At 64.2% G+C, this 24,003-nt stretch carries 22 protein-coding genes; 18 read left to right on the top strand and 4 right to left on the bottom strand.

Annotation, left to right across the window (positions count from 1 at the left end):
- Together K3A84_RS19015 and K3A84_RS19010 are read right to left on the bottom strand one after the other, a co-directional pair.
- Positions 1 to 2,392, bottom strand: a 2,392-nt coding sequence (locus K3A84_RS19015; protein ID WP_225011106.1) for a strawberry notch-like NTP hydrolase domain-containing protein, incomplete at its 3' end; no start/stop codon positions are given.
- 36 nt (positions 2,393 to 2,428) lie between these two features.
- Positions 2,429 to 3,091, bottom strand: a complete 663-nt coding sequence (locus K3A84_RS19010; protein WP_225011105.1) for a DUF7146 domain-containing protein — start codon at positions 3,089 to 3,091, stop codon at positions 2,429 to 2,431.
- A 534-nt stretch (positions 3,092 to 3,625) separates the two neighbouring features.
- Here K3A84_RS19010 and K3A84_RS19005 point away from each other — a divergent pair.
- From K3A84_RS19005 to K3A84_RS18995, 3 genes are all read left to right on the top strand, one after another.
- Positions 3,626 to 4,822 carry an AAA family ATPase gene (locus tag K3A84_RS19005; RefSeq protein WP_225011104.1) on the top strand — a complete coding sequence of 399 codons (1,197 nt, stop codon included), beginning with the start codon at positions 3,626 to 3,628 and terminating at the stop codon, positions 4,820 to 4,822.
- Positions 4,819 to 5,889, top strand: coding sequence for a ParB/RepB/Spo0J family partition protein (locus tag K3A84_RS19000; protein WP_225011103.1), 1,071 nt, complete (start codon positions 4,819 to 4,821; stop codon positions 5,887 to 5,889). Before K3A84_RS19005 ends, K3A84_RS19000 begins: the two co-directional genes overlap by 4 nt.
- 72 nt (positions 5,890 to 5,961) lie before the next feature.
- Complete coding sequence (locus K3A84_RS18995; protein WP_225011102.1) at positions 5,962 to 7,074, top strand: replication initiator protein A; 1,113 nt, start codon at positions 5,962 to 5,964, stop codon at positions 7,072 to 7,074.
- A gap of 1,770 nt (positions 7,075 to 8,844) precedes the next feature.
- Here K3A84_RS18995 and K3A84_RS18990 read toward each other — a convergent pair.
- Entirely contained in the window at positions 8,845 to 9,897 is a 1,053-nt protein-coding gene (locus K3A84_RS18990) for a hypothetical protein (protein ID WP_225011101.1), read from the bottom strand.
- Positions 9,898 to 10,014: 117 nt separating this feature from the next.
- Here K3A84_RS18990 and K3A84_RS18985 point away from each other — a divergent pair, with 117 nt between their 5' ends.
- The 4 genes from K3A84_RS18985 (at position 10,015) to K3A84_RS18970 (ending at position 14,146) form a co-directional block, all read left to right on the top strand.
- Positions 10,015 to 11,145 carry a tyrosine-type recombinase/integrase gene (locus tag K3A84_RS18985; protein WP_225011100.1) on the top strand — a complete coding sequence of 377 codons (1,131 nt, stop codon included), beginning with the start codon at positions 10,015 to 10,017 and terminating at the stop codon, positions 11,143 to 11,145.
- A gap of 65 nt (positions 11,146 to 11,210) precedes the next feature.
- Positions 11,211 to 11,507 carry a nucleotidyltransferase family protein gene (locus tag K3A84_RS18980; RefSeq protein ID WP_225011099.1) on the top strand — a complete coding sequence of 99 codons (297 nt, stop codon included), beginning with the start codon at positions 11,211 to 11,213 and terminating at the stop codon, positions 11,505 to 11,507.
- A gap of 640 nt (positions 11,508 to 12,147) precedes the next feature.
- Entirely contained in the window at positions 12,148 to 13,263 is a 1,116-nt protein-coding gene (locus tag K3A84_RS18975) for a Fic family protein (RefSeq protein WP_225011098.1), read from the top strand.
- A gap of 127 nt (positions 13,264 to 13,390) precedes the next feature.
- Positions 13,391 to 14,146: a lytic transglycosylase domain-containing protein gene (locus K3A84_RS18970; RefSeq protein ID WP_225011097.1), complete on the top strand. Its 756-nt coding sequence runs from the start codon at positions 13,391 to 13,393 to the stop codon at positions 14,144 to 14,146.
- A gap of 13 nt (positions 14,147 to 14,159) precedes the next feature.
- Here K3A84_RS18970 and K3A84_RS18965 read toward each other — a convergent pair whose 3' ends face one another.
- Complete coding sequence (locus K3A84_RS18965; protein ID WP_225011096.1) at positions 14,160 to 14,633, bottom strand: hypothetical protein; 474 nt, start codon at positions 14,631 to 14,633, stop codon at positions 14,160 to 14,162.
- 428 nt (positions 14,634 to 15,061) lie between these two features.
- Here K3A84_RS18965 and K3A84_RS18960 point away from each other — a divergent pair, with 428 nt between their 5' ends.
- The 11 genes from K3A84_RS18960 (at position 15,062) to K3A84_RS18910 (ending at position 23,999) form a co-directional block, all read left to right on the top strand.
- A complete protein-coding gene (locus K3A84_RS18960; RefSeq protein ID WP_225011087.1) occupies positions 15,062 to 15,394 on the top strand; it encodes a TrbC/VirB2 family protein in 333 nt (110 codons plus the stop codon).
- Between the two features lie 63 nt (positions 15,395 to 15,457).
- Positions 15,458 to 15,742: a type IV conjugative transfer system protein TraL gene (gene traL, locus K3A84_RS18955; RefSeq protein WP_225011085.1), complete on the top strand. Its 285-nt coding sequence runs from the start codon at positions 15,458 to 15,460 to the stop codon at positions 15,740 to 15,742.
- A gap of 1 nt (position 15,743) precedes the next feature.
- Positions 15,744 to 16,322 carry a type IV conjugative transfer system protein TraE gene (locus K3A84_RS18950; RefSeq protein ID WP_225011083.1) on the top strand — a complete coding sequence of 193 codons (579 nt, stop codon included), beginning with the start codon at positions 15,744 to 15,746 and terminating at the stop codon, positions 16,320 to 16,322.
- Positions 16,319 to 17,128: a type-F conjugative transfer system secretin TraK gene (locus K3A84_RS18945; protein ID WP_225011081.1), complete on the top strand. Its 810-nt coding sequence runs from the start codon at positions 16,319 to 16,321 to the stop codon at positions 17,126 to 17,128. Before K3A84_RS18950 ends, K3A84_RS18945 begins: the two co-directional genes overlap by 4 nt.
- A complete protein-coding gene (locus K3A84_RS18940) occupies positions 17,125 to 18,465 on the top strand; it encodes a TrbI/VirB10 family protein (RefSeq protein ID WP_225011079.1) in 1,341 nt (446 codons plus the stop codon). The genes K3A84_RS18945 and K3A84_RS18940 overlap by 4 nt, the downstream gene beginning before the upstream one ends.
- Positions 18,466 to 18,479: 14 nt before the next feature.
- Positions 18,480 to 19,319, top strand: a complete 840-nt coding sequence (locus tag K3A84_RS18935) for a DsbC family protein (RefSeq protein WP_225011077.1) — start codon at positions 18,480 to 18,482, stop codon at positions 19,317 to 19,319.
- An 89-nt stretch (positions 19,320 to 19,408) separates the two neighbouring features.
- The gene (locus tag K3A84_RS18930; RefSeq protein ID WP_225011075.1) at positions 19,409 to 20,095 is read left to right on the top strand and encodes a hypothetical protein; all 687 of its coding nucleotides are present in this window, start codon (positions 19,409 to 19,411) and stop codon (positions 20,093 to 20,095) included.
- 11 nt (positions 20,096 to 20,106) lie between these two features.
- Positions 20,107 to 22,656 carry a type IV secretion system protein TraC gene (traC, locus tag K3A84_RS18925; RefSeq protein WP_225011073.1) on the top strand — a complete coding sequence of 850 codons (2,550 nt, stop codon included), beginning with the start codon at positions 20,107 to 20,109 and terminating at the stop codon, positions 22,654 to 22,656.
- A complete protein-coding gene (locus K3A84_RS18920; RefSeq protein WP_225011072.1) occupies positions 22,653 to 22,970 on the top strand; it encodes a hypothetical protein in 318 nt (105 codons plus the stop codon). The genes traC and K3A84_RS18920 overlap by 4 nt, the downstream gene beginning before the upstream one ends.
- Positions 22,967 to 23,476, top strand: coding sequence for a TrbI F-type domain-containing protein (locus K3A84_RS18915; protein ID WP_225011071.1), 510 nt, complete (start codon positions 22,967 to 22,969; stop codon positions 23,474 to 23,476). Before K3A84_RS18920 ends, K3A84_RS18915 begins: the two co-directional genes overlap by 4 nt.
- A complete protein-coding gene (locus tag K3A84_RS18910) occupies positions 23,460 to 23,999 on the top strand; it encodes a S26 family signal peptidase (protein WP_225011069.1) in 540 nt (179 codons plus the stop codon). Before K3A84_RS18915 ends, K3A84_RS18910 begins: the two co-directional genes overlap by 17 nt.
- Positions 24,000 to 24,003 lie beyond the last annotated feature (4 nt).

Genomic DNA, 24,003 nt, shown 5'->3' with positions numbered 1-24,003 from the left:
CGGGCGTCGCTGCGCGACGCGAGGGACAGGCCGACCACCGCCAGCTTTTTGGGTTAGCGCGGCGGTCGGCCTGCCCCTCATCGCGAGCAAAGGATACAGTCTGGCCAGGCGGACCTAACCGCTGCTTCGTCCCCTCGAAGATCGAGAGCGCGGCGGACTTGGCCCCGCTGTTGAGCGTGCCCCCACCGTCGCTGTCGACGATGCGCGTCGCTTCGAGGGCTTCGCGCAGGTTCGCATGGATCACCGCCCAGGCATCGGCATAGACGTCGTAGATGGCGACCTGATCGGGCGTCAGCGCATGTTCGAGGATCTCGTACTCTACGCCCGCGAAGGAAAGGGCGCGCGCGGTGTAGAGACCCAGTGCCTTCAGGTCGCGCGCGACAAGTTCCATGGCCGCGATCCCGCCCTCGCGGATGTCGGCGACGAAGGCCTCGCGGTTGGCGAACGCGGTTTCGGGTCCCCACAGACCCAGCCTTGTTGCATAGGCGAGGTTGTTGACGTCCGAAGCGCCGGTGGCCGAGGCATAGAGCACACGGGCACGCGGCAGGAGATTTTGCAGGCGAACCCCGGCCACGCCCTGTTCCGATCCCTTGACCTTGCCTCGCGAGCCTTCGCCACCGGCCGCGTTGGCCATGGCGTGCGCTTCATCGAAGACCAGCACGCCGGAGAAATCTTCACCCGCCCACGCGAGAATCTGATCAAGTCGCGTCGCATCGTTCCGGCCTGATCGCAGCGTCGGATAGGTGACGAAGAGAATACCATCGCCCATCGCCACCGGGGCGCCCAGTTTCCAGGTGGCCAGAGGCTGGATGTCGATGGGAAGGCCCCCCAACGCGGTCCAGTCCCGCCGCGCATCCTCGAGCAGTGCCTCGTTCTTCGATACCCAGATATGCCTGCGCTCGCCGCTTAGCCAGCGGTCGAGGATGACGCTGGCAACCTGCCTGCCCTTCCCCGCGCCGGTGCCATCGCCCAGAAAGTAGCCCATGCGGTAGGCCGCGCCCTCGGCATCGGAGGCGAGTGCGCAGCCCTTGTCTTCGGGGCGGAACTTGCCCGGCAGATCGCGCGCATGGGCGCTCGCAGCGTAGATCAGCGTTTCGGCCTGTGCTGCGGAGAGCCCTCCATTTTCGATCAGGCCTGCCGGCAGCTGAGGAACCTCGGTCGGAATCGGGGCGGTGATCGAACCCATCGCCACTGATTCCACCAGAGGCGTCGGATGATCGACCGCGCCGTCGATCCGGATACGGCTCGGCCTGTAGGGTAGATAATGACCAACCTGCTCCGCGATCGGGGCGGGTTCATTCAAGGCTTCGAATGCGCAGGGCGCTGCCCCCGCCTTCCCCGCGGTGCGTGCCGGTGGTGGGGCAATTGCCGTCCGGCCAGACTTGGGCAGGATCGGCAATCTCAGCGGCGTTCGCGCCGGCATCGTCCGGCTCGACTCCACGCTCTCGCGCGGGGCAATCGCCTCGACCAGTTCGGCAAGACGGGCAAGATCACCGGCCCTGGCAATGACGGGCCTGCCCTTCCCCACGACCTTGTCGATCACGACAAGGCGCGTCGCGATCGATGTGCCATGCCGGACAAAGGCGCGATCAACCCCAAGGTTGGCCCGCAACGTCGCGCCGATACCCAGGCTCGGCATGAAACGGTGAAGGTCGAACCATTCAGGAAGGATCGCGACCAGACGCCCGCCGGAGGCCAGTCGCTTCCACGCGGAACGAACATGGCGCGCCGCGGTCTGGCCATCGTGCCCGCGCTCGATCCCATGTGAATAGGGCGGATTCATTAGCACGACCGACGGCAGCAGCGCGGGATCGAGGAGATCGTCGATCAGTTCGCCATCGTGCCCGCTGATCGTGGCGTCAGGGAAGATGTACCCAAGGCACTCGCGCCGAAGCGGCGAGATTTCGTTGAGCACAAGCCGCACGCCCGCCTTTACCGCCCAGACCGCCAACATGCCCGTGCCCGCCGAAGGTTCGAGCACGCAGTCCGTCTGCTTTAGCCCCGCGACCCTCGTAGCAAGCCAGGCGAGGCGTGGCGGTGTTGCGAACTGCTGGAGTTCGATCTGCTCCTCGCTGCGCACCGTCTGGTTTGGCACCAGGCCCGCGGCGATCTCAAGCAGGCCTTCGACGACCACCGGGAGCGACGCGACATTAAGGCGCGAATTGTCCCGCAGCCACAGCACCTGCCCCAGTTCGAGCGCAGCATGGGCATCGCGCACCGACCAGCGCCCTTCGGCATCGCTGCCGCCGAACGCCGTCGCCATGATCGAATTGAGGACGCCGCGATCAACCCGCTGGATCGCGGTGAGACGTGCGGCAACCGCGCGGGCGGCGACCAGCACCAGCGGCTCGGCAGGAACATCGAAAGCAAGGGCAAGACTGGAACCGGACATGGGACCTCCTGACAAGGCCCCTGAACCTGCGAGGCCTCAGCCTCCCCTTCCCCCCTCCCCTCCCGAAGCATTGGACGCATCATCGGTTGCTGCCGCCATCAGGACATCGTTCCAGTCCTGGCCGCCAATCGGCGGGCAATGGGTGAAGATTGTCCGCCGGCTTCTGCCATGCGCAGCGCGGGCTCGAGTTTCCGCAAGCCTTCCGCCTTTGTCGGCATCGATGAACAGGTGAAGTTCTGTGACGCTGTTGGGGATCGCAACCTTGCCGAAGCGTTCGTTACCGAGCGTCGCCCAGCAGGGAATGCCGAATATCTGCGTTGCGGAGAGAGCCGTCTCGATGCCTTCCGCCAGTCCCAGCCTACAGGCGACCGTCCCGCCGAGGCGGACGGCCCCTTCCCCGAGATGTCCGAGCGCACGCTTGGGTGTATCGACCTTTGCTACCCGGTCCGTGTCCGAATCGAGGAAGGTTCGATGGATCGCGACCAGCGCGTCGTTCGCGTGCACAGCAGCAACGATCGCCGGATAAAAGACCGTCAGGGGGCGCGGGTAGAGCGGGCAGCGGGGATGAAAGCGCAGCTCTGGCGGCAGGATTGCGAGGTTCCGGGCGACGAGATACCGCTCGCCAATTGTCCCCTGCAGATGTCGCGCCTCCCGCCACAGGCGCAACCAGTTGCCCTCTCGGACCGGTTCGAACTTCAAAGGGGGTGCGTGGGAGGACAGGTGGATGCGCCGCAATTCTCGCATGATCGACCTGCGGTCACATCCCGCGAAACACGTCACAAGGATCGTGCGATCCCCTTGCCGGATCGATAGGCTTGGGGTTCGATCATCATGTGCCGGGCAGCGGCACATGGCGCATTCTCCATGCCATCGCCCATTGAGGGCTCGTACAAGATCGAGAGTGGCCTGCGTTGGTTTGTGTGCGGTCAGCGGCATGATTACGGTTCCTTCCGCTTCACGCCCCCTCCTCTGCTCTGTCCCAGTTCGGTGGAAAACTTTGCCCGCGATTTCGGGCCTTCAGTCGCAAGGGATTAGCATCGCTCGAACGCGAATCGCGCCAATCGATGTCCTGGACAAGGCGCGTCCAATTCGCTGTGTCGGCATTGAACACGGAGATTCCAGCCAAATTTGACTAACCCTCACCAATTTGCCATACCTGTCCGGGATCATAGCCAATTTCATGGCGTTTTTCACGAACCAGCGCAGTTTCTGAGCTCAAAGAGGGACACTCTCATGCTTTCGGGACAGATTCTCGATGCGATGATTACGTCTTGTGAGAATGCCAAGACCGTCTTGCGCCAGGCGGCTATCGATCCGTCTGACCGTAAGATGCTCAACATTGCCATGGGCGCTACAGTCGCGGCCGAATTCCTCGGCCGCACACCTGAAGCTTTGTCAAAAGCAGAAGCGCGCGGTCGCCTGCCTGCACCAAAAACCGCATCAAACGGGCGCCGAATTTACACTGTCGATGACCTCATCGCCATTCGCGAGGCCCTTGGCATCAAGATGGGCAAATTGCCCGACGAACGCGCGGTTGTTATGGCTGTCCAGAACTTCAAGGGCGGTGTCAGCAAGTCGACCACCGCGAAGCATCTGGCGGATTACCTCGCGCTGCGCGGGTACAAGGTGCTGGTCGTTGATTGTGATCCGCAGGCATCGATGAGCGTCATGTTCGACGTCAATCTCGAAGCCTTGGTGGAAGAGGTTCACACCCTTTCGAACTTCCTGTCCCCGCGGATCGACGAAGCGGACTCGCTTCGCAAGACGATCCGTAAGACGGCTTGGCCGAATATCGACATCTGCCCTGCCAACCTGGGTCTGCAAGATACCGAATGGGAACTGACTGCGACGATCGAGGAAGGTCCAACCGCGATTGCAGGTGCGTTCCGCATGCTGCGTGTCGGACTTGAGGAGATTCGCCTGGATTACGACGTTGTGATCCTGGATCCGCCGCCGGCCATGGGCTTTCTGGGCGTCAACACGTTGACCGCGGCGGACGGCCTGCTGATCCCAGTGCCTGCGCGCCAATTGGATTATCTCTCGACGATCCACTTCATGCAGACCTGTCGCGAGGCGATGGAACTGGTTTCGAAGTTCGACACCTCGATCGATTACGGCTTCATCCGGGTGGTCTGCACCATGTTCCAGCCCAGTCGCACCAACGAAGCGCAAATGCTCCAGGTCATGGAAAAGACGTACGCAGGGCAAATGCTCTCGACGCCCATCCTTCTGTCTGAAGAAATCAAGAATGCCGGCCTGGCAATGTCCTCGATCTACGAGGTCAACAAACCCTATGGCTCGCACCAGACCTATGTCCGTTGCCGGGATAACCTGAATATGGTGTTCCGTGAAATCGAGAAGGACATTTGCAAGCAATGGCCTTCTCGCATGGCCCAGGTCGGGACCGATCGTCTGACGGAGGCGGTATGAGCGGCGTGGGCGGCAAGCGTCGGAGCCTTTTGGCCAACGCGATCGAAAGCATTGGCACCTCCCCACCTGCGACGAGTGCATCGGTTGCAAGTGAAGACAAGGCGCCAGTTGCTGCCGACAAGCCGGTAGACGAACCAGTCACGCCGTCATTCCTTGAACGGCGCGGCCTTGCTTTTGATGAGATCGCTCGGACCGTCAAACGCCCCACTCTCCGTCTCAAGCCATCGGAGTGCTCTATCTGGCCAGGCAACGCCCGCGATCATGCTGCGTTGAACTACGACCGTTGCGCAACATTGATTGAATCCATCCGTGAGGAAGGGACCAATCGAGAGCCCGTCGTTGTGCGTCGCACGCCAAACGCCGAACGGCAGTACGAACTGATCGTTGGCACTCGACGCCACTTCTCCGTGAGCTGGTTGAATGCCAACAACCACTCCGAAATCGATCTTATCGCCCGGATCGAGAGCCTCGATGATGAGGCGGCATTTCGCCTCGCCGATCTGGAGAACCGTGAGCGCGAGGACGTCACCGATCTCGAGCGTGCGCGAAATTATCGGCACGCCATCGACGCCTACTACCACGGCGTCCGCACCAAGATGGCTGAGCGTCTGGCCATTCCGAAGCAGAACCTGCATAATCTTCTGCAATTGGCTGAATTGCCTGACGAGGTCGTCGCCGCGTTCGCGGAGCCTGGCGATCTGAAGATCCGACACGGGATGCGTCTTTCCCCCTTGCTGAAAGACGATACGCGTCGTGGGATTATTCTTGAGGAAGCACGCGCGATTTCCGAGGAGCAGCGCGCTCTCAGGGAGGCTGGGGCCGACAAAATCGAAGGCAGCAAGGTATGCGAGCGCCTCTCGAGCGCAACCTCTGCACCACGTGTCAAAGCTTCGCCGAAATCGAAGCCAGCACTCAAGTCCAGCTCCGGACATGAGGTAGGCATCATCCTCGCCGACACGCGGACCAAGGGGATCACCATCAACATCAACCCCAAGGGACGAGTGTCCGTTCAAGAGATTCTCGACAGCCTGCGGACGGCAATCGAGAATGCGAAGTTCGCACGCTGATTTGGTTATTTTCCATATTTTTCATTACCTTAGTTCTAGGTAAAACGCGTTTTACCTGTTGTGGGATGCGAGATGTCACAAGAGCAATGTGACGAAGGCCAGGTCGACCTCTTTCTGCCGCAACTGACGGCCCTTCCCCTGCGCGATCAGCGCGAAACCATGGAACGTCCGTTCTTCTCGCTCTCGAAGCGCAAGCGGCTCAAGCCCATCGATTATGTCAGCCCCGACGGCAAGATCACTGTCCATGTCTCGGCCAACTCCGAATATGGTCTTGCAACGATCTACGACCTCGACATTCTCATCTACTGTGCATCGGTGCTGATCGAGCAAAAGCGCCGTGGTTCGAACGATATTCCTCAAACGCTTCACATCGTGCCCTACGACATGCTCAAGACGCTCAAGCGCGATGTGGGCGGCAGAGCGTACGATCTGCTGGGCAACACGCTTGACCGCCTTCAGTCCACCACCGTGAAAACCAACATTCGCTCCGGAGACGCTGTCGAAACGACCTTTTCGTGGATCGACAGCTACAGCCAGATCCGGGATCGATCCGGCCAGATCCGCGGCATGCGGATCACCCTAGCCAAATGGTTTTACGACGGCGTACTCATGGATGGGGGGGTGCTCGCAATCGACCCCGCCTATTTTACGCTGACTGGTGGCCGTGAACGCTGGCTCTATCGCGTTGCCCGCAAGCACGCAGGCGGTGCGGGTGCCGATGGTTTCGCAATCTCCATGCCGACACTGTTCGAGAAGTCCGGGGCCGAGGGCGATTACCGTCGCTTTAAATTCGAGATCGCGAAGATCGCGAAAGAAAACGGGCTGCCGGGCTATTCGCTCGAACTTGAAACACGAAGCGAAGCAGAGCCCCTGTTGCGCATGACGCGGCGACCACAAGACGCGTCGAAGGAACAGGCCTCCCCCCCTCCCCTGCCCGCTTCCAAGCAGGCGGGTACGGTTGCCCCTGCGCCTGCACCTTCGATCGAATTTCCTCGAACAGGCCACATTGCGCACACCGCCTTTGGTGCAATCGCACGTGCGAACCTGCCCTCGCCTCAACGCGACCATGGCATGATCGGTGACGAATTTCGTGCCTTCTTGCGTCAGCGAGAAATCGCATTTGATGCGCCAAACATCACTCAGATCTTTGCGACCTTCTGCTCGAAGCAGCGCTCAGCGAACTGACTTGCCCCCTACCCTCGGTATTTCAGGAACGAGGGGTTTGAGGGATCTCATTCCCTACCCGAGCTGTTAGGTACGCCCCCTACCACCCGATACGCGGGCAGGGAGTGCTGCGTCGTTGGCAGGCAACAGCAGTGATCGAGACCGTTCCTAATGTACCGGGTTGTATGGCTTGGGCCGCAGCGTTGAGCTTTAGGGCGCCCAGTGCAGCCACTTTCAGCACCGGTCAGGCCGTAGTGACCCGCAATTCGTCGGGTTGAATATCTTCCGAAAGGTCCGGACATCCTGCCTATGCGGCTGCTCACTGCCGATGGCGGTACATTAGGAACGGCACGTCAAAGCGCGTTGCGTTACTTCCAACCAGATCAAACGCAGCACATTCCGTCCACTCCCAGATGAAGCCGGCCTGCGTTCCTAAAATACCGTGCCACACCTCCGCGACATCGGATGTCCTCCATCAGAGTGCCCACGGTTGGCGGTGCCAAACTCCAGAAACCCGGAATATCTAGCACTATGGGGCAGCTTCCTAGCGTTCCTAAAGTCCCGTGAGCGGCAATCTCAATCAGACGGGTGTTCACACTTAGAGAGGGGCAGGGGAGGCGGCAAAGTCCCAGCCACGAGGGGCGCTCCGCCCGTATCTCCATCCGCTAAACTAGCACAATGACGCAGATTTCGGCCAATTCTGCCGTGAGTAAAACGCGTTTTACCCAGCAGAAAGACGCTCGCTCTCGAAGAGGCGGGCACGGGACTTTAGGAACGAGGCACGGGATAATGGGAACGGCGGCACGGTTCATTAGGAACGCCAAGAGGGTACTTCAGGAACGCTTGCCCGGTATTTCAGGAACGGCACACCCTTCCCGACTCGCCAAGAGTCACCGAGTCGGGCGCGTCGCGGTCGACCTTAACTTTTTATCTCTCTGTAAAAGGATTCTAACGGCGCCTGCGGCGCATCCTTCCTTTGAATTTTCATGGGGGATTGCGATACTCGATCTTCGAATCCCAAATCTGACGATGGACCTTCCTGCCACCATCGATCCGATTTCTCGCTGCGACTAAACTACGTCTCCGATATCATGACGACCATGGCACCTATCAGTCAGCGCTGCTGCACAAGACGATGCTCCCACCTCGAACGCAAGCTTTCGACATCCGGGCCCATGGCAAGCACCATGAATCGACCAAGCCATCTGGACGGGATGCAACCGTGGGAAGGTACCCCCGCCTGATATCATCACCACGCAGCGCAATCGACCATACGCCAAAGCGAAGTCAGAAAGCGCATCTGCTTTGGGAGCAGAGGGTCGCAAACGCCATTCCTGATTCACCTACCACGACAGCGCACAACATTCCCTTGCGCAGGACATCAGCAGGGCAGGGGACCTCCGAGACAAATCTCAGCGGCCCTCGGATCGCGACCGGCCACGCAGACCAATGCCCACCCTTTCCCCGCTGAGCCTTCAGCATGCTTGGTCGTCATGGCCTTGAATGCGATCCGCCATGAACCTCGTGCGACGTGGGACATACGGTGCACGAGAGCGAAGGGCTGCATCCAGTAGCGACGTTGCTCAGCGGGCGATCGATCGCCTGGACGCCCAAAGTGAATTTCTTACCGATTTCCGGGGCTCGAAACCCCATGACGCGCCAAAATGCGCCCAAGCGACCCAAAACACCAAATTTTGCCCTCAGAAGCCCCGTGAACGCATTGGCGGCCTCTGCGCTCCCCACCCCTATCGAGGGTGCGTTTTCGCGCTGTGAGGGGCGTTTCCGGTGACGTCAATTTTCCCGCGATAAATCAGTATCTTCCGAATTTTGACCTACCGAGCTCACGCCAAGTCGCGCCAGGCGCGCATCGAGCGCGGCCATTTCGGCATCGAAGGCGGCAAGCACGGGTGCAAGGGCAGGGGAGGGGGGCGCAGGGATCGCCGGGCGGCCGAGCGGCGGAGCGATCAGCCCCAGCGTCAGCGCGACGTCGCGCGCAAGGTAGCTGCGCCAGGTGGCGCGGCCCGATGTCTCGACCAGCAAACCGAGACGGGTCGCGCGCTCGAGCAGCTTGCCCGCACCAGAAATGGTGAGCCCAAGCAAAGGGGCGAGCGTGCGCGCGGCAAGGCAAGGCTGGGCCAGGGTGAGCCGGCCGAGATCGGCGAGCAGGCCGGGCCGGCGTTCGCGCGCGATCGCGGCGGCGGTGCGGCGTGCGTGGTCCTCGAGCCGGTCGAGCCGGATGAGGCCATCCTCGGCGGCGCGACGCAGCTGCTTCAACAGCCGCTTGAGCAGGGCGGGGCGGGGGCCGATCGCAAACCGCTGTCCAGGATCGCCGAGCACGAGGCAGGGCAGGGGGCGCGTGGTCAGCCCCATGCGCGCGAGCACGACCGGGAAGGCGAGCCAGGGCGCGATGGTCTTGTCGCTGCGGACCCAGGCGTCGAGCAGCGTGAGCGCACGGACGAGGGCAGGGGCCTCGGTCCAGCCCTGGGGCGGGTCGAAGCTGAAGGACAGGTCCTCGCGCCAGTGCCGTCCCTGCTTTTCGGAGAAGCCGGCCTGCCAGGGGGCGAGGGCGGCAAAAGGATCCGCCGCTGTTTCGAGGCGGGGCCTTCCGGCCAGCTGGAGACCGCATGCGTGAGCAATAATGTCGATTTCGTCGACCGCGAAGGCTTGCAGCCGCAGCGCGGCGGCGTAGCCCGCCCAGCTGGCCCGCAGGCGCCACGCCGGGGCCAAAGAACTCGCGCAAATCCGCGCGTCGAGCCGCGCCACGGCGGCCGATGCCTCGGCCAGCGCCGCCGCCAGATCGGGCGTCCAGGCGAGCGCACAGAGGGGCAGGGGAGGGGCGTTCATGGCCAATTTATAGACGGAATGTGGTCTTATCGTCCACGTGCTTATCGCCTTAGGCATGATAATAGCTGCTTATCGCGTCTCTATACATATAAGAAGCCTTGGCCTATCCTCGCCCCGATGCCGAAAACGCCCGCCTCGACCGCGATTGTCCGCCTGAGTACCGCGCCCGAGGATCTGGTCGCGGACGTGCGCCGCATGGTTGGGGCGGGTGTTCGCATCGACGAGGCTTTGCTCGACGCGGCGATGCGGGGCTGGTCGGTCAACACGCGCCGCGCCTTCCGCTCGGACCTCGGCCTGTGGGAGCAGTGGTGCCGGAAGCGCGGCGTCTCGCCCGGCGTGGCCGCCCCCGCCGATGTCGCGGCGTGGATCCGCGCGCTCGCCGGGGTCGATCGTTCGGACCAGACTGTGCGCGCGATGGCGACGATCGAGCGCTACCTTGTCCATGTGGGGTGGGCCTATCGCATGGCGGGGCTAGCCGACCCGACCGCCGACCCGCTGGTCAAGTTCGAGCGCAAGGCCGCGCGCAATCATCTCGGCGTGCGTCAGCGGCAGGCCCGCGCGATCCGCTTCAAGGGCGACATCGCCGATCTCGACAGCCCGGCGGCGGGGGTGTGCCTCGCGCACCTGCTCAAGGCGTGCCGGCCCGATGCGCTGGGCTTGCGCGATGCGGCGCTGTTGCGGATTGCCTATGATACCGCGGCGCGGCGCTCCGAGCTGGTGGCGATCGACGTCGCGCATATCGAGGGACCCGACGCGGAAGGGGCGGGCGTGCTGCACATCCCGTCGAGCAAAACCGACCGCAAGCAGGCGGGCGCCGAGGCCTATCTCAGCCCGGCGACGATGACGGCCATCGCGCGTTGGCGCAAAGCGGCCGACATTACCCGTGGGCCGCTGTTGCGCCGGGTGGTCACGCATTTTGACGGGTCGATCGACCGCATCGGGGGCGATCGGCTGCATCCCAACAGCATCACCCCGATTGTCCAGCGGCTGATCCGGCGGGCGTGGGAGAAGGGCCTGCTTGGGACGATGGGCGAGGCCGAATTGGAGCGGTGGCTGAAGGCGGTGTCCTCGCATTCGATCCGCGTCGGCGTGGCGCAGGACAACTTCGCGGCGGGCGAGGGGCTGCCCGCGATCATGCAGGCCTATCGCTGGCGTGATGCGCGCACCGTGCTGCGCTACGGCGCGAAACTCGCCGCCAAAAGCGGCGCCAGCGCACGATTGGCGAAACGGTTTGCGGAGGAGAGTTAGGGTCCGTTGGCATGGGCGAGAGATGAAGCAATTGCGCCGTCCGGCGGCGTTCTGCACAAGGGGCCATGAAAAGGGATATCGCTCTCGCCAGGCTCAAGCCTTTTGAGCGCCGCTTGCGTGAGCGCGGCATCATCGCGCTGTACCTGTTCGGTTCGACCGCGCGCGATGAAGCCGGGAACGCGTCTGATCTCGATTTGCTGTTCGAATACGATCAGAGCCGACCGTTCAGTCTTTTCGACCAGGCGGGCGCGATGCTCGAGCTGTCCGAGGGCCTCGGCACGAGGGTCGACCTGGTGTCGAGGACCGGGTTGCGTCCCCGTGTCAGGGCGCGCGTCGAGGGCGAAATGGTGCGCGTCTTCTGATGGCCGATTTGAGCGATAGACGCCTCTTTATGCTCTCGGTCGGCAGCATCCAAACGTGCCTTGCCGGGCAGATTTCTGAGATCGGCCACAAGATCGGCCATAAATTGCTGCCAGCGTGAGACCGGTTCCTGCAGAAAGCTCGGAAAACAGCGCGAATTAGCGGCCTAAGTCCCTGTTGGAAGTGATCAGAAGATCGGCCAAATGCGTGGCATATCATGCGCTGACTGAGCTCTCCCCGAGCATGCGCACCGGGTCGCGTCAGTAAATTTCGTCGCACCATGGTGCACCCTGCCGAGTCAAAATGACCCCCAAACGGTCAGGTTATCCGGGCAGTTCAGTGATGACATTCATCTTGTCGAGCAGTGCGAGCTTGGTGCCGTTCCTTGTTTGCCGGGCTTAGCGTTGCCAGACGCACAGACCTTTGCGTGCCCCTTGGTTTACAGCCAACCGGGGGAGGGGCATGTTGCTGCCGGCACGATGGCTCAGAAGGCTTTGATGATCGTCTGTGAACATCAACCCTTCTTGATGTAGGCAAAAGCCTGTTTCACGATCATCAAATGGTGTAGCTGTCGATAGACGATCATCAAAATCGGCAGGTGACCCGCGCTCACATGTCGAAGATCGCCGGACGGAGATGCCATTGCCTGTTGCCTATCACGAAGGACGCTTTCCCTCCACCACACTCGACTTGGCCGCGCTGTTCCCGCTGGTCGGGCCAGCAAATGCCGCCATCGCGCGGTATGAGGGAGTCCTCTCCGGTATCCCCAATCCTGATATTTTGCTCTCACCGTTGACGGCCCGCGAAGCGGTACTTTCCAGTAAGATCGAGGGCACGCAAGTTACGCTGGGCGAGGTGTTGGAGTTTGAGGCGCAGGGTCATCTGTTCGATGAAAGCACGCCCAAGAAGGCCGATGCCCGCGAGGTTTTGAACTATCGCGCCGCGTTGCGCGAGGCAGATAGTCTGATGGCGCAGCTTCCGCTGTCGCAACGCCTCATCAAGGCAACCCATCGCGTGTTGATGGATGGAGTGCGCGGTCGCCACAAGGATCCAGGCGAATACCGTCGTATCCCCAACTGGATTGGACCGGAAGGCTGCACCATCGAGCAAGCGCGATTCGTGCCACCTGGCGCCGACCGCATCGAAGGCGCAATGGCGAACTGGGAGGCCTATATCCACGCTGATGCGCCGGACAGGTTGGTGCAACTGGCCATCGTTCATGCCGAGTTTGAGTCGATCCACCCGTTTCTCGATGGCAACGGACGCATTGGGCGGCTGATCATCCCGCTGTTCCTCTACACGCACGGGCTGCTCTCGCGCCCAAATTTCTATCTATCGGAATACCTCGAAGCCAATCGAGACGAATATTACGCGCGGATGCTGGCCGTTTCCCGGGACGACGATTGGAGCGGATGGGTGGCCTTTTTCCTGCGTGGCATCATTGCCCAGGCCGAAGCTAACACCGATAAGGCGCAAGCGATCCTGGCTTTGCATCAGGACAAGCGCGATTGGGTCGTAGAAATCACGCACTCGCAATATGCAGTGCGTGCGCTGGACTGGATCTTTCAGCGCCCGATCTTCCAGACGCCGGACTTCATTGCATCGGCCCAGATCCCGCCAGCGACCGCGCGTAAGATAATCCGCGACTTGCGCGACAATGGCCTGCTCCGCGAATTGGTGCCGCCCTCCGGGCGGGCACCGGCAACATTCGTGTTTGCCGAATTGTTGAACATCGCCGAGGGGCGACAAGCGTTTTGAGAATAGCGTGCCGTTGATGTCGAGCCCGTGCTTGAGGCGGCTCGGCCTTGTCGGCCGTCCACATTGGTGCAACGCTACAAGGTGCGATAATCCGACCGCGTACCCTGACTGTGAAGGGTGTGAAACCATGGTCAGAATTCTCGCCGTTGGCGCAGTAGCGGCCCTCGGTCCGCTGGGCCCCCAAGCCAGTGCACGCGAAGTAGAACTCCAGGCGTTCCCGGCTTCGCTTGACCACGGAGGCGAACAGCAGGCGGTCCGACCACCGATTGGTCCGGATGCTTTGCGCAATGTGGCCATGTCTGCACAGAACGCGGCTGTGCCGATCCTTGCTCCCAATGCGTGCCAAACGGCGCGCTGGGCGCCGCAACCGCGTCTTTCAGCAATGGTGCAGATGCGCCGCTTGGCTCTCTATCCGGCGATCACGCTGGCGGCCTGCGCAGAAGGCGTGCCGCCAGCGCTCCTCGACGCGCTGATCGCGCGCGAAAGCCGCTACAACCCGGCGGCGATCAGCCCCAAGGGCGCCATCGGGCTGACCCAGTTATTGCCCGCCACGGCATCTGCTCTCGGCACGGGCAATCCCTGGTCCACCTATGCAAACCTCAAGGGCGGCGCGCGCTACCTGCGCCAACAGCTCGACACGTTCGGCCGATACGATCTTGCCCTCGCTGCGTATAATGCAGGGCCAGGCAATGTCCGTCGCCACAAGGGCGTGCCGCCTTTTGCGGAAACGCGCGGCTATGTCGATGATGTGCTGGCCACCTTGCTGCGGGGCCGACCTTTGGCGATGCCCATGCCGAGGAGTTCGGGCGCGGCGGGACGCAGGTCGGTTTCCCTCTCCGTCTATCCTGCGCCGGTACTGCTTCCGCGCATGATCGCGCCGTGAGCGCACATGCCGATCAAAGCGATGCGGACCGGGCTTCCTCGATCCGCGCGTGGTGGATCGCGAGCGCCTGACAGATGCGGTCGGCGACGGCGGCACAGAGGGCAGGGCGCATCGGTTCGAACGCGCAGTCGAGCGCTTCGCCGTGTCGGCGCACCGCGCCTTCCAGCGCCCGGCAGACATTGGCCAGGTTGAGGCAGAGCACATCAAAATAGAAATCGGGATCGCCGAAAACCTCGACCGCGATTGCGACCCGCACGGTGTCGATCTGCAGGTGGCGGACGAGCGCCTCGACCTCGGAGGACACGAGTAGCGCGGCCTCGAGCCTTGCCAAAAAGCCCTGCCGCCTCCGGATCACGCCGGCTTCGACAAGGCGCCGTGTGCTCAGGCCCTGCTGGCGGATCTCTGCGGCAATCACGGCGCAAAGCCCCTCGGTGAGCCCCGCCCGGTCTGCCACGGCTGTGATATCGCTGTCGTTGCTGGCGCGCATGACCGGTGCCCCTTGTTGCCCCGTCGACCCTGAGCAGGCTGGGCGACGGCTCAAACGTGCCCGCGCGGCATCCGTCCGGCAATTTCCGGAAAAGGGGTATTGGCGTTGGCGCTACTGTCGCACCGACGCGAAGGGCGGTGCCGAGCGATGCTCCGCCGAGTCGCGCGCGGACCGGTCCGCGATGGATCGATCTGCGCGCACCATGGCACGGTATGTGGGCCAGCCTGGTCGTCCTTGTGGACCGGACCGGGTCTGCGGCGGTCCACCCCGGTTACGGGGCCGACCCATCCCGATACGTACCCAGGTCCAGTGCGCATGCTGCGCAGCATTTTGTTGCCTTTCCCGACCGTCACCCCTGTCGTTCGGCGCTTGCCTGCGGCCTTCTGGGGATGCGGATCAACCGCGATCACTTCCGAAGGGTTTCGCCCATGACCACTGTGAAAAAGCTGCGCGGCCGCGTGCCGCCAACTGCCCAAAGCCTTGCGCTCGCTTGCGGCATTGCCGCGGCGGCCAGCGTGCTCGGCGCCGATGCGGCCTTTGCCGGCACCGACGCCACGTTCAACACCGCGCTGACCAAGTTCACCAATTTCTTGCAAGGCTCGGGCGGCAAGATCATCACCGTGCTCAGCCTTGCCGGTGGCATCGTCGGCCTTGCCTCGGGACGTTTCAGCCTGGGCCAGGTCGCCATCCCCGTCGGCGTGGGCGTCGGCGCCGGCACCGGCATTCCGATCGTCACATCGACCGTCACAGCCACGATCTGAGACGGCAACCAACGGGCCGCGCCCTCCATCCCCCTGCGGCCCGTCAACTGACGGTGGGCAACCATGGACCGCTTCACGATCCCGAGGCATCTCGACGATCCCGAGCTGATCGGAATTTGGACACTCGACGAGTTCCTCGTTATGTTCATTCCGTTCTTCTGGGGCGTCCTGACGCAGCACGTTGTCATTGGCCTGGTAGGTGCGGTCGGAACGTGGTTCGGTTATCGCAAGGCAAGAGCCGGAAGATCGATGTCGTGGATTCTCCACGCGGGCTACTGGCATCTCCCGGGCGCGTTTTTCGGTCTCAGGGTCTGCCCACCGTCCCACTTGCGCGTGATGGCCGGCTGAGATGGACAGCGAACTCGCCCATCTCTCCGCGCAGCGCGTTCTGCGCCAGCGCAATGCCCTCGCGCTCGCTACGCTGACGCTTGCCGTCCTTGCGCTGGGGAGCGTGTCGCTGGCTTTCACCCGCGACCGCGAAGTGATCCTCGAGCCGGTCGCGCGCTCGCCGCTCGTCGTCAGCAGCGCCGGCGTTTCGAAGGAATATCTCGAAATGGTCACCCGCGATGTCGCACAGCTCGTGCTCAACCGCTCTCCGGAAACGCTCGACTACTGGATGAACGGCATCCTCGCGCTCGCCGACGAGGAGGCGCGGGGTCCCTTGAAGCGCGATCTCATGAAGGTCGTGAGCGAGCAGCAGGGCTCGCAGATCACCCAGTTCTTCACGATCGACTGGCTGCGCACCGATCCTGAAGCGCTGACCAGCGAAGTCGGTGGCGTGCTCCACACCGTTGCGGGCTCGAAGGATGTGAGCGCCGAGCATCGCGTGTTCCGCTTCACCTGGCGCTACAATGGCCTGTCGCTGCGCCTCGCCGGTTTCGGCATGGTCGAGAAGACCGCGCCCGAGACAGAAGCGAGCGCATCATGATCGGCGCCGCGCTCACGCTAGGCGCAGGCTCGGTGCTGGCCGTCCCCACCCGCTGCCATGCGCAGCGCTGGGCAGGCATCGGTCTTCTCGGCGCCGCGCTGTTGGCGCTTCCGCGCCCGGCTTTCGCCGACCAGACCTTGCTCGTTGCCGACAACGGTCTTGTCCAGTGTGAGGCCTCCCTCCGGGACCTCACGCGGATTTCGCTGAAAGACGATCAGTTCGCGTCGGTCTCGAAGATCGCCACCGGCATTCCGGCCGAGGACTTCACGGTCGTCAACGAACCGGTTCGCGGCGACATCTACCTGTCGGTCCCCGATGGCTTTGCCAGGCGGACGATCTCGTTCTTCGGGACGACCCGGCGCGGTTACGTCTACAAGTTCGCCTGCACGCTCGCCGGTGACGAGGCGCGGCAGGTCTTCATCGCCAATGCTGACATCGAACATCCAGCTGCTGCTGCCGAGGCGGTACCGGCGAACCTCTCCCAACAGGACGCCGCCACGCGGCTGGTGCGCGCCATGGCCGAGCAATTGCCGGTCGACGGCTTCGACGTCGCCTGGAAGCCGTTGGCGCCGGTCATGGCGGGAACGCTGCGCGTCCAGGCGCTCGGGGAATACCGCGGCGTCACGCTCGTCGGCAAAGTCGTGCGTCTCGAGAACCGCGGGACCAAGGCGGTCACGCTGCGCGAGGATGCGGTGGCGCCCGTCGCTGCGATCGCAGTCAGCATCGCCCATGCCGAGCTCGCGCCGGGACAAGTGACCACCGCTTATATCGTCGAGGCTGCGGGAAGTCCGGGAGGTCGGCCATGATCCGCAATCCCTTCCGGCGCGGCGAGGCGCCGTCCGACGCTGCCGAGAGCGATGCGCAGGATCTGCACCGCAATATCACGGCGGAGCGGCGACAGAAGTTGCTGTTCTACGGCGTGGGCGGCGCGCTCGCGGTGGGCGCGATGGCGTGGATCCTCCAGCCTTCGACCGATGCGACCGGCGCTGCCGACAAGGCCGGCAAGGACGGCGAGGTCAAGGTTTCGACCGACGACATGGTCAACCGCAACATGTCCGAGCGCGAATGGATGGCGCTCGCCGAAGGACAGATGGAGCAGTACGGCAATCAGATCAAAGGTCTGGAAGGCAACGCGCAGCGGATCGAACAGCTCGAGCAGCAGATCCAGTCGCTACAGGGCGAGAAGTCGGCGATGGTCGAGGACGGCACGCGCGTGCTGTCGGCCTACGAGGCCGAGAACCAGCAGTTGCGCGCACAAGTCGCCAGCGCGCAGCAGACGCCCCGTCCCGTCGCCAGCGGACCGACCGCGCTCTACGGGGCGGGATCGCCCGGCACTTATCAGCCGGTGGGAGGTGCGGCGGGGCCAGGCCAGGCCGGCGGTGGCGCGATGATCGACGCTGGCGCCGCGCCCGGACGCGAGATCAAGCTGGTCGCTTTCACCGGCGCCAGCGGTGGCACGGCCGAGCGGATCGTGCCCGGCAAGACGACGAGTTTCACCGACAGCGCCAACTACCTGCCGCCCAATTCGATCGCGCGGGCGCGCGTGGTGGTCGGCGTCGATGCGACGACCAGCGTGCGCAGCCAGGGTGATCCGTTGCCGGTGGTCTTGCGGATCACGGGGCCGGCGCGTTCGGTCTACGCCGAAGGCCGGCTGCTGCGGACGCAGATCGAAGGCTGCATGGTCAACGGTGCGGCGAGCGGGGATCTCTCGTCCGAGAAAGTCTACGTGCGCCTCCAGCGCATGACCTGTCCGCAGCCCGGCGGCCGTTTCGCGGTGAGCGAGGTCAAGGGCTTCATCGCCTTTGGCGGCAAGACCGGGGTGCGCGGGCGCGTGGTCAGCCGTGAGGGTGGGCTGGTCGGACAGGCGTTCCTGGCAGGCCTTGCCGGCGGGTTCGGCCGCGGCTTTTCGTTCAACACCGAATCCGCGCTCAATGGCTCGAACGTCAGCGTCAACGGCGAGCGGCAGAAATTGTCGCTCGGCGAGATCGCGCAAGGCGGGGTGGGTTCGGGCGTCGCGGGCTCGGCCGACCAGGTCTCGAAATACCTGATCGAGCGGGCCGAACAGTACCAGCCCGTGATCGAGATGCCGACCGGCATCGATGTGGAAATCGTCTTTCTCGACGGGGTGTTCATCCGAAACTGAAGGGGTCTTGCGCCATGGACAAACGGTTCGCTCTGACAGTCATGATCGCGTTGGGCGTTGCGGGTGGCAGCGCGATGGCCGCCGCGCTGGCGGCAACGCCCTCGGCCGAAGACCGCGTGGGCCAGGCGCTCAAGGTCCGCCTGCCACGCACGGCGCCGACCCATATTGACTGCGCCGTTGTTGCAGGGCTGTGCGAAGTCCAGGCGGGCGCCAATCTCTTCTACACTGACACCAGCGGCCGCTACCTCGTGGTCGGGCGCGTCTACGACATGGAAACGCGCCAGGACCTGACCGCGGCGCGACTGCTCGCGATCAATCCCGATCTGCTCGCGGGGACCGGAGCGCGTGCCAACCAGATGGCTGATGAGGCCGGTGCACCAGAAGGCGCGTCAGCACCACCGGTGGTACAACGCGCATCGGCTCCAGCCCCTGACAGCAAGGTGTCGCTCGCCGCGCTTGCGCCAACCGGTGCGATCGAGTGGGGCAGGGGGCGCGACCGCCTGACCGTCTTCAGCGATTTTCACTGCGGATACTGCAAGCTGCTCCACCAGCAGTTGCAGATGATGGACGTGCGCGTGACTGAGCGGCCGATTTCGCTGCTCGGCACGCGGATGATTTCCGAGGCGGTGATCTGTGCGCCTGACAGGCGCGCGGCGCTCGAGCGCGCCTATGCCGGCGAGGCACTGCCGGCCGCGCGTTGCGACACCAGCGGGCTCGATGCCAACGAGCGCTTCGCGCGCGAACACGGATTCGACGGAACGCCGGTGATCGTGCGCGGCGATGGCGCAGTGCTCCATGGCTACCGCTCCAAGGAGGTGCTGGCGACATGGCTCGCAGGAGGGAAGGTGTCGTGAGCGCAGGCCCACTTCGATCGATCCCCCTTCGATCGATCCCGCTTCGGCCGATCCCGGTTCGCAGGGCAGCGCACATCGTCGTTCCTCTGATGGCCGCGGCGCTGCTGTCGGGGTGCGCCATGCTGCGCGACAACGTCAAAGGCAGCTTCGCCTGCAAGGCGCCCGACGGGACTTGTGCCCCGTCCTCGGTGATCGATGATGCCGCGATCGCGGCGATCCGCGAAGAACCTGCTGGGGTCGCCGATCCGTCAGACGCGCCGGGGACCGTCTCCCGACGCGGCGCCACGGCGAACCATGGTTCCTGGCATCCGCGCCCGCCGATGGCAGCGGCGGAGAGCGGCACCAACACATTGCCCGGCGCTTTGCGACCGGGGACGCGGGTGCTGAGGGTCGTCTTCCCCGCATACGTGGATCACGAGGGGCAGCTTCACGAAACCGCGGGCGTGCAACTGACGCTCGATGATGGCCTGCCGGGTACGCCCGCGTCATCGGTCGCCGAGCAGGCCGCCGGTGGACAGGTGAGCGCAGATCCTCGCAGTCCTGGTGGACCGCCGGCTCTGCTCGAGCTTGCCGAACAGGCCCCCGACCTGTCGGCGATGGCACCGTCGCCGACGCCCACCGCGGTCCCTGTCCCGCACGCCGAAGCGACCATCACCGCACCGGGCACGGCCAAGCCCCTGGCGCCGTCCCCGATCGACGCGATCAAGGCGGACGTCGCTTCGGCTCTGGCGGCACCGCCGCGCAAGGCTGCCAACTTCCCGGCCACGAGCGAATAGGGAGACACGCCATGCTGGCACGCCTCATCGAACTGGTGACCGGAGATGCCGAGAGGCCCGAGCACAGCTTCACCACAGGAGACGTGCCGATGCTGGCGAACCTTCTCGGCTACCGTGCCTACAACGCCGCGAACGCGCTGTTCTACCAGACCCGCTCGCGCGGTTTCATTCTCGAGCTGGCCCCGCTTATCGGCGCCGATGAGCGCACCGCCGACATCATCGACACGGTGTTTGCGGACGTGCTGCTGCCCGGCACGCAGTTCCAGATCGTCAACTATGCCTCCCCGCGCATTGCCGAAAAGATCCAGGAATGGGTGCTGCCGCGCGTGATCGCGGGCGGCGTGTTCGAGCGCCTCGCGGGCTATCGCCTCGACCTGCTCAAATCGGGCGCCTGGACCTCGCTTGCGAGCGATGGTCCCTTTCTCCTGCGCCGCTTCCGCGTGCTGCTGGCAGTGGGCGCGCCTGAAGGGGCCGGGATCGGCGTCGAGGATCTCCTGATGATGCGCGACGGGATCGTCGCTGCGTTCGATTCGATCGCGATCCCGAGCCGCGTGCTGGGGCCGGTCGATCTCATCCGGTTCATCGACGACGTGCTGTGCCCGTCGACCGGGGCGGGCGACGATGCCGCACACTACAGCCCGCTCGATCCGATCAACGCGCAATGCGTGCGTCGTGATCTCGTCACCCGCGTCGAACGCGACCGCATCGTGCTGCACGCGCCCTCGCTGCGCGCGACGGGCGCCACGGTCGCCGATGTCCCCGAATTTGCCGACTACACGCCTGACCGGTTCGACGTCCGCACGCTGTCGGTGCGCCATTTTCCCGAACGCTGGGCGCCTTGGGACACGCAGAAGATCATCGGCGATGTGTTCAATGCCAAGCTCTGCCTGCCCTGTCCGGTGCTCCAGACGATCTGCGGGATCGTGCCGGCGACCGAGACGTCGGAGACGCGCGCCGGTTTCAAGTTCGCGCGCACGACGCAACTGGCCGACAGCAAAGCCGCGCGGCTCGTGCCCACTCTGAAGCGCCAGTCGCAGGAATGGGAACACGTTCAGGACGAGGTCCGCCACGGCCAGAAGCTGACGCGCGTCTATTACGCCGTGACGATGATCTCGCCCGAGGCCCACGGCGAACGCAACGCGCGCACGATCAAGGCGATCTACAAGGCCGCAGGCTGGGACCTGATCGACGAGACCTACCTGCAGGTTATGGGACTGCTCGCCTCGTTCCCGTTGATGCTTGCCGACGGGCTCTCCTCCGATCTCCAGCGCATGAAGCGGCTGCGCACGGTGCTGTCGGCGAACGTTGCCTCGATGGCGCCGCTCCAGGGCGAATACACCGGAGGGCACATCCCGCACCTTCTGTTCGTCGGGCGGCGCGGCCAGGCGCAGTTCTGGTCGCCATTCCAGAACGCTGCGGGCAACCACAATGTCGCGATCGCGGGCAAGTCTGGTTCGGGCAAATCGGTGCTGCTGCAGGACCTGACCGCGAGCCTTGCCGGCGTCGGCGCGCGCACGATCGTCATCGACGATGGCCGCTCGTTCGAACACATGGCCAAGGCGCTGGGCGGCACGTTCACCGAGTTTCGCCTGTCGTCGGGACTGTCACTCAATCCTTTCCGGATGATCGACCCGGTCCTCGCGCACGAGGACGAGGACTATCGCGTCGATTGCCTGGCGATGCTCAAGGCGATCGTTGCGCAGATGGCGCGATACGAGACCCGGCTCAACGATACCGAACGCGGGCTGATTGATGCCGCGGTCAATGCGGTGTGGGAGGCCGAGGCCAGCGAGGGCACGATCGACGCGGTGATCGCAGCGCTCAAGGCGTCGGGCAATCTTTTCGCCGAGGACCTGGCGACCGCGCTGCTGCCCTATGCAAGCAGCGGCACGTTCGGCCGCTTCTTTACCGGCGCCAACACGCTTGACCTTTCGGCCGAACTCACCGTGTTCGAACTGTCCGATCTCGCCGCGCGCGAGGAACTGCGCAGCGTCGTCCTGACTTCGATCATGTTCGTTGCCTCGCAGACCATGCGCAAGCTCGACCGGTCGATCCCCAAGGCGCTGATCGTCGATGAAGCCTGGCAGATGCTCAAGGGCGGGGCGATGGCCGATTTTATCGAGACCTACTCGCGCACCTGCCGCAAGTATGGCGCCGCGCTCATCACCGCGACGCAGTCGATCAACGACTACTACAAGTCCGAAGGCTCGCGTGCTGCGCTCGAGAACAGCGACTGGTTTCTCGTGCTCCAGCAGAAGGCCGAGACAATCGCGGATTTCCGCAAATCGGCGCGCTTCGAGATGGACAACCACACCGATGCGCTGCTGCGCTCTTTGAAACGCCACGGCACCGAGTATTCGGATCTGCTGATCCGTGGCCCCGAAACGCAGACGGTGTGCCGTCTCGTGCTCGATCGCTTCTCGGCAACGCTCTATTCCTCGAGTCCGGCGACCTTCGCCGAGATCGAGCAGGCGCTCCACCAGGGAAGCGCGATGGCCGATGCGATCGAGGCGGTGGCGTTCCGAACGGGTGCGCCAGTGGGGCAGGCGCGGCGCGCATGACCGGCGCCCCCTCCGACCGCGCGGGACGCTGGGCCGCCAATGGCCTGCGCGTGGTGGGCTGGCTCGCGGTCAACGCGCTGGCCGCGCTGGGCTTGATCGCGAGCCTCGCTGTGGTGCTGGGCAATTTCAGTCTCACGGGCACGCTGCTTCAGCTCGCCAACCTCGCCGCGCACTTCGTCATCGCATCGCCGCAGCGCCAGACGCAATTCGCGCAGCTGCTGCTGGCGATCTGGGCGGCCGGGTTTGTCGGGGTCGGCTTCTTCCGCCGCGCAAGCCTGCTGGACGGCCTCGAATACGAAAGGGCCAACCCATGAGCGATGCTTCCCTCGACTGCGGGGTACCCATTTCGCGAGAACCGGTGTCCGCGCCGCTCGCGCGCCGGCAGCGCCGCAAGGGGCCACCGGTGCTGGCGCTCATGGTCGTTGTCGCAGGGCTCGCCTGGGGCGCCTGGACCACGCGCGCGATCCTCGATCTGCGGCGCGCGCCTGCGCCTTTCGTCAAGGTGCAACTGGGCGGACTTGTCGCCGACTATGTCCGGGCGCAGGCGCGCTCGGCAACGCCGCCCGATCAGATGGGTGCGCAAACGCAAGCCTTCATGAAGCTGCTCGATGCCGCGCTCGCACGCGAAGCGCATGCCGGACGCGTCGTGCTGGTGAGCGAGGCGGTGGCGGGCGGGTCGGTTCCCGACATTACCGAGAGCGTGCGGCGCGAGGTCTATGCAAAAATGCCTGCGCCACGCACTGCGGTGGACGGCGGGACCGAAGCGCGCATGCGCGACTGGCTCATCCGGGACGGGGGATCCGATGGCGCGGGCCACTGACCTTCCCGCACCAGGGCCCGCGCGGTCCCAGTGGATCCGGCATGGCGGTGGCCTCGCGCTGCTGGCAGGCGCCGGACTGGGTCTCGCTGCTATCGCCCAGTGGCGCGATCATCACGTGCTGATGATCAACGTCTCGCAGTCGTTGCCCAATTGGGCGTTCCTGGTGCGCGAGGGGACCTTTCCGCGGCGTGGCGACTATGTCGTGTTTGCACCCGGCCACGCGCTGCTGGTGCGGCGGCACTTTGGCGAACGACCGCAGCCGTTCGTCAAGATCGCCTATGGCGTGCCGGGCGATCGTGTCACGCGCGAGGGCGCCACGGTCGCGGTCAACGGCACGCCGGTGGCACGGCTCAAGCTGGCAACGCGCCAGGGCGAGCCGTTGCATCCGGGGCCCCTGGGGCAAATCCCCGAGGGCTGCGTCTTTGCGGCCAGTCCTCACAAGGACGGCTTCGACAGCCGCTATGCCGAGATCGGCTTTGTCTGCCGAGACCGGCTAATCGGCACCGCGGAGGCGATCCTGTGAGGCG

Source organism: Novosphingobium percolationis, assembly GCF_020179425.1.
Classification (GTDB): domain Bacteria; phylum Pseudomonadota; class Alphaproteobacteria; order Sphingomonadales; family Sphingomonadaceae; genus Novosphingobium; species Novosphingobium percolationis.
This window is presented reverse-complemented; position numbering and strand designations above follow the sequence as displayed.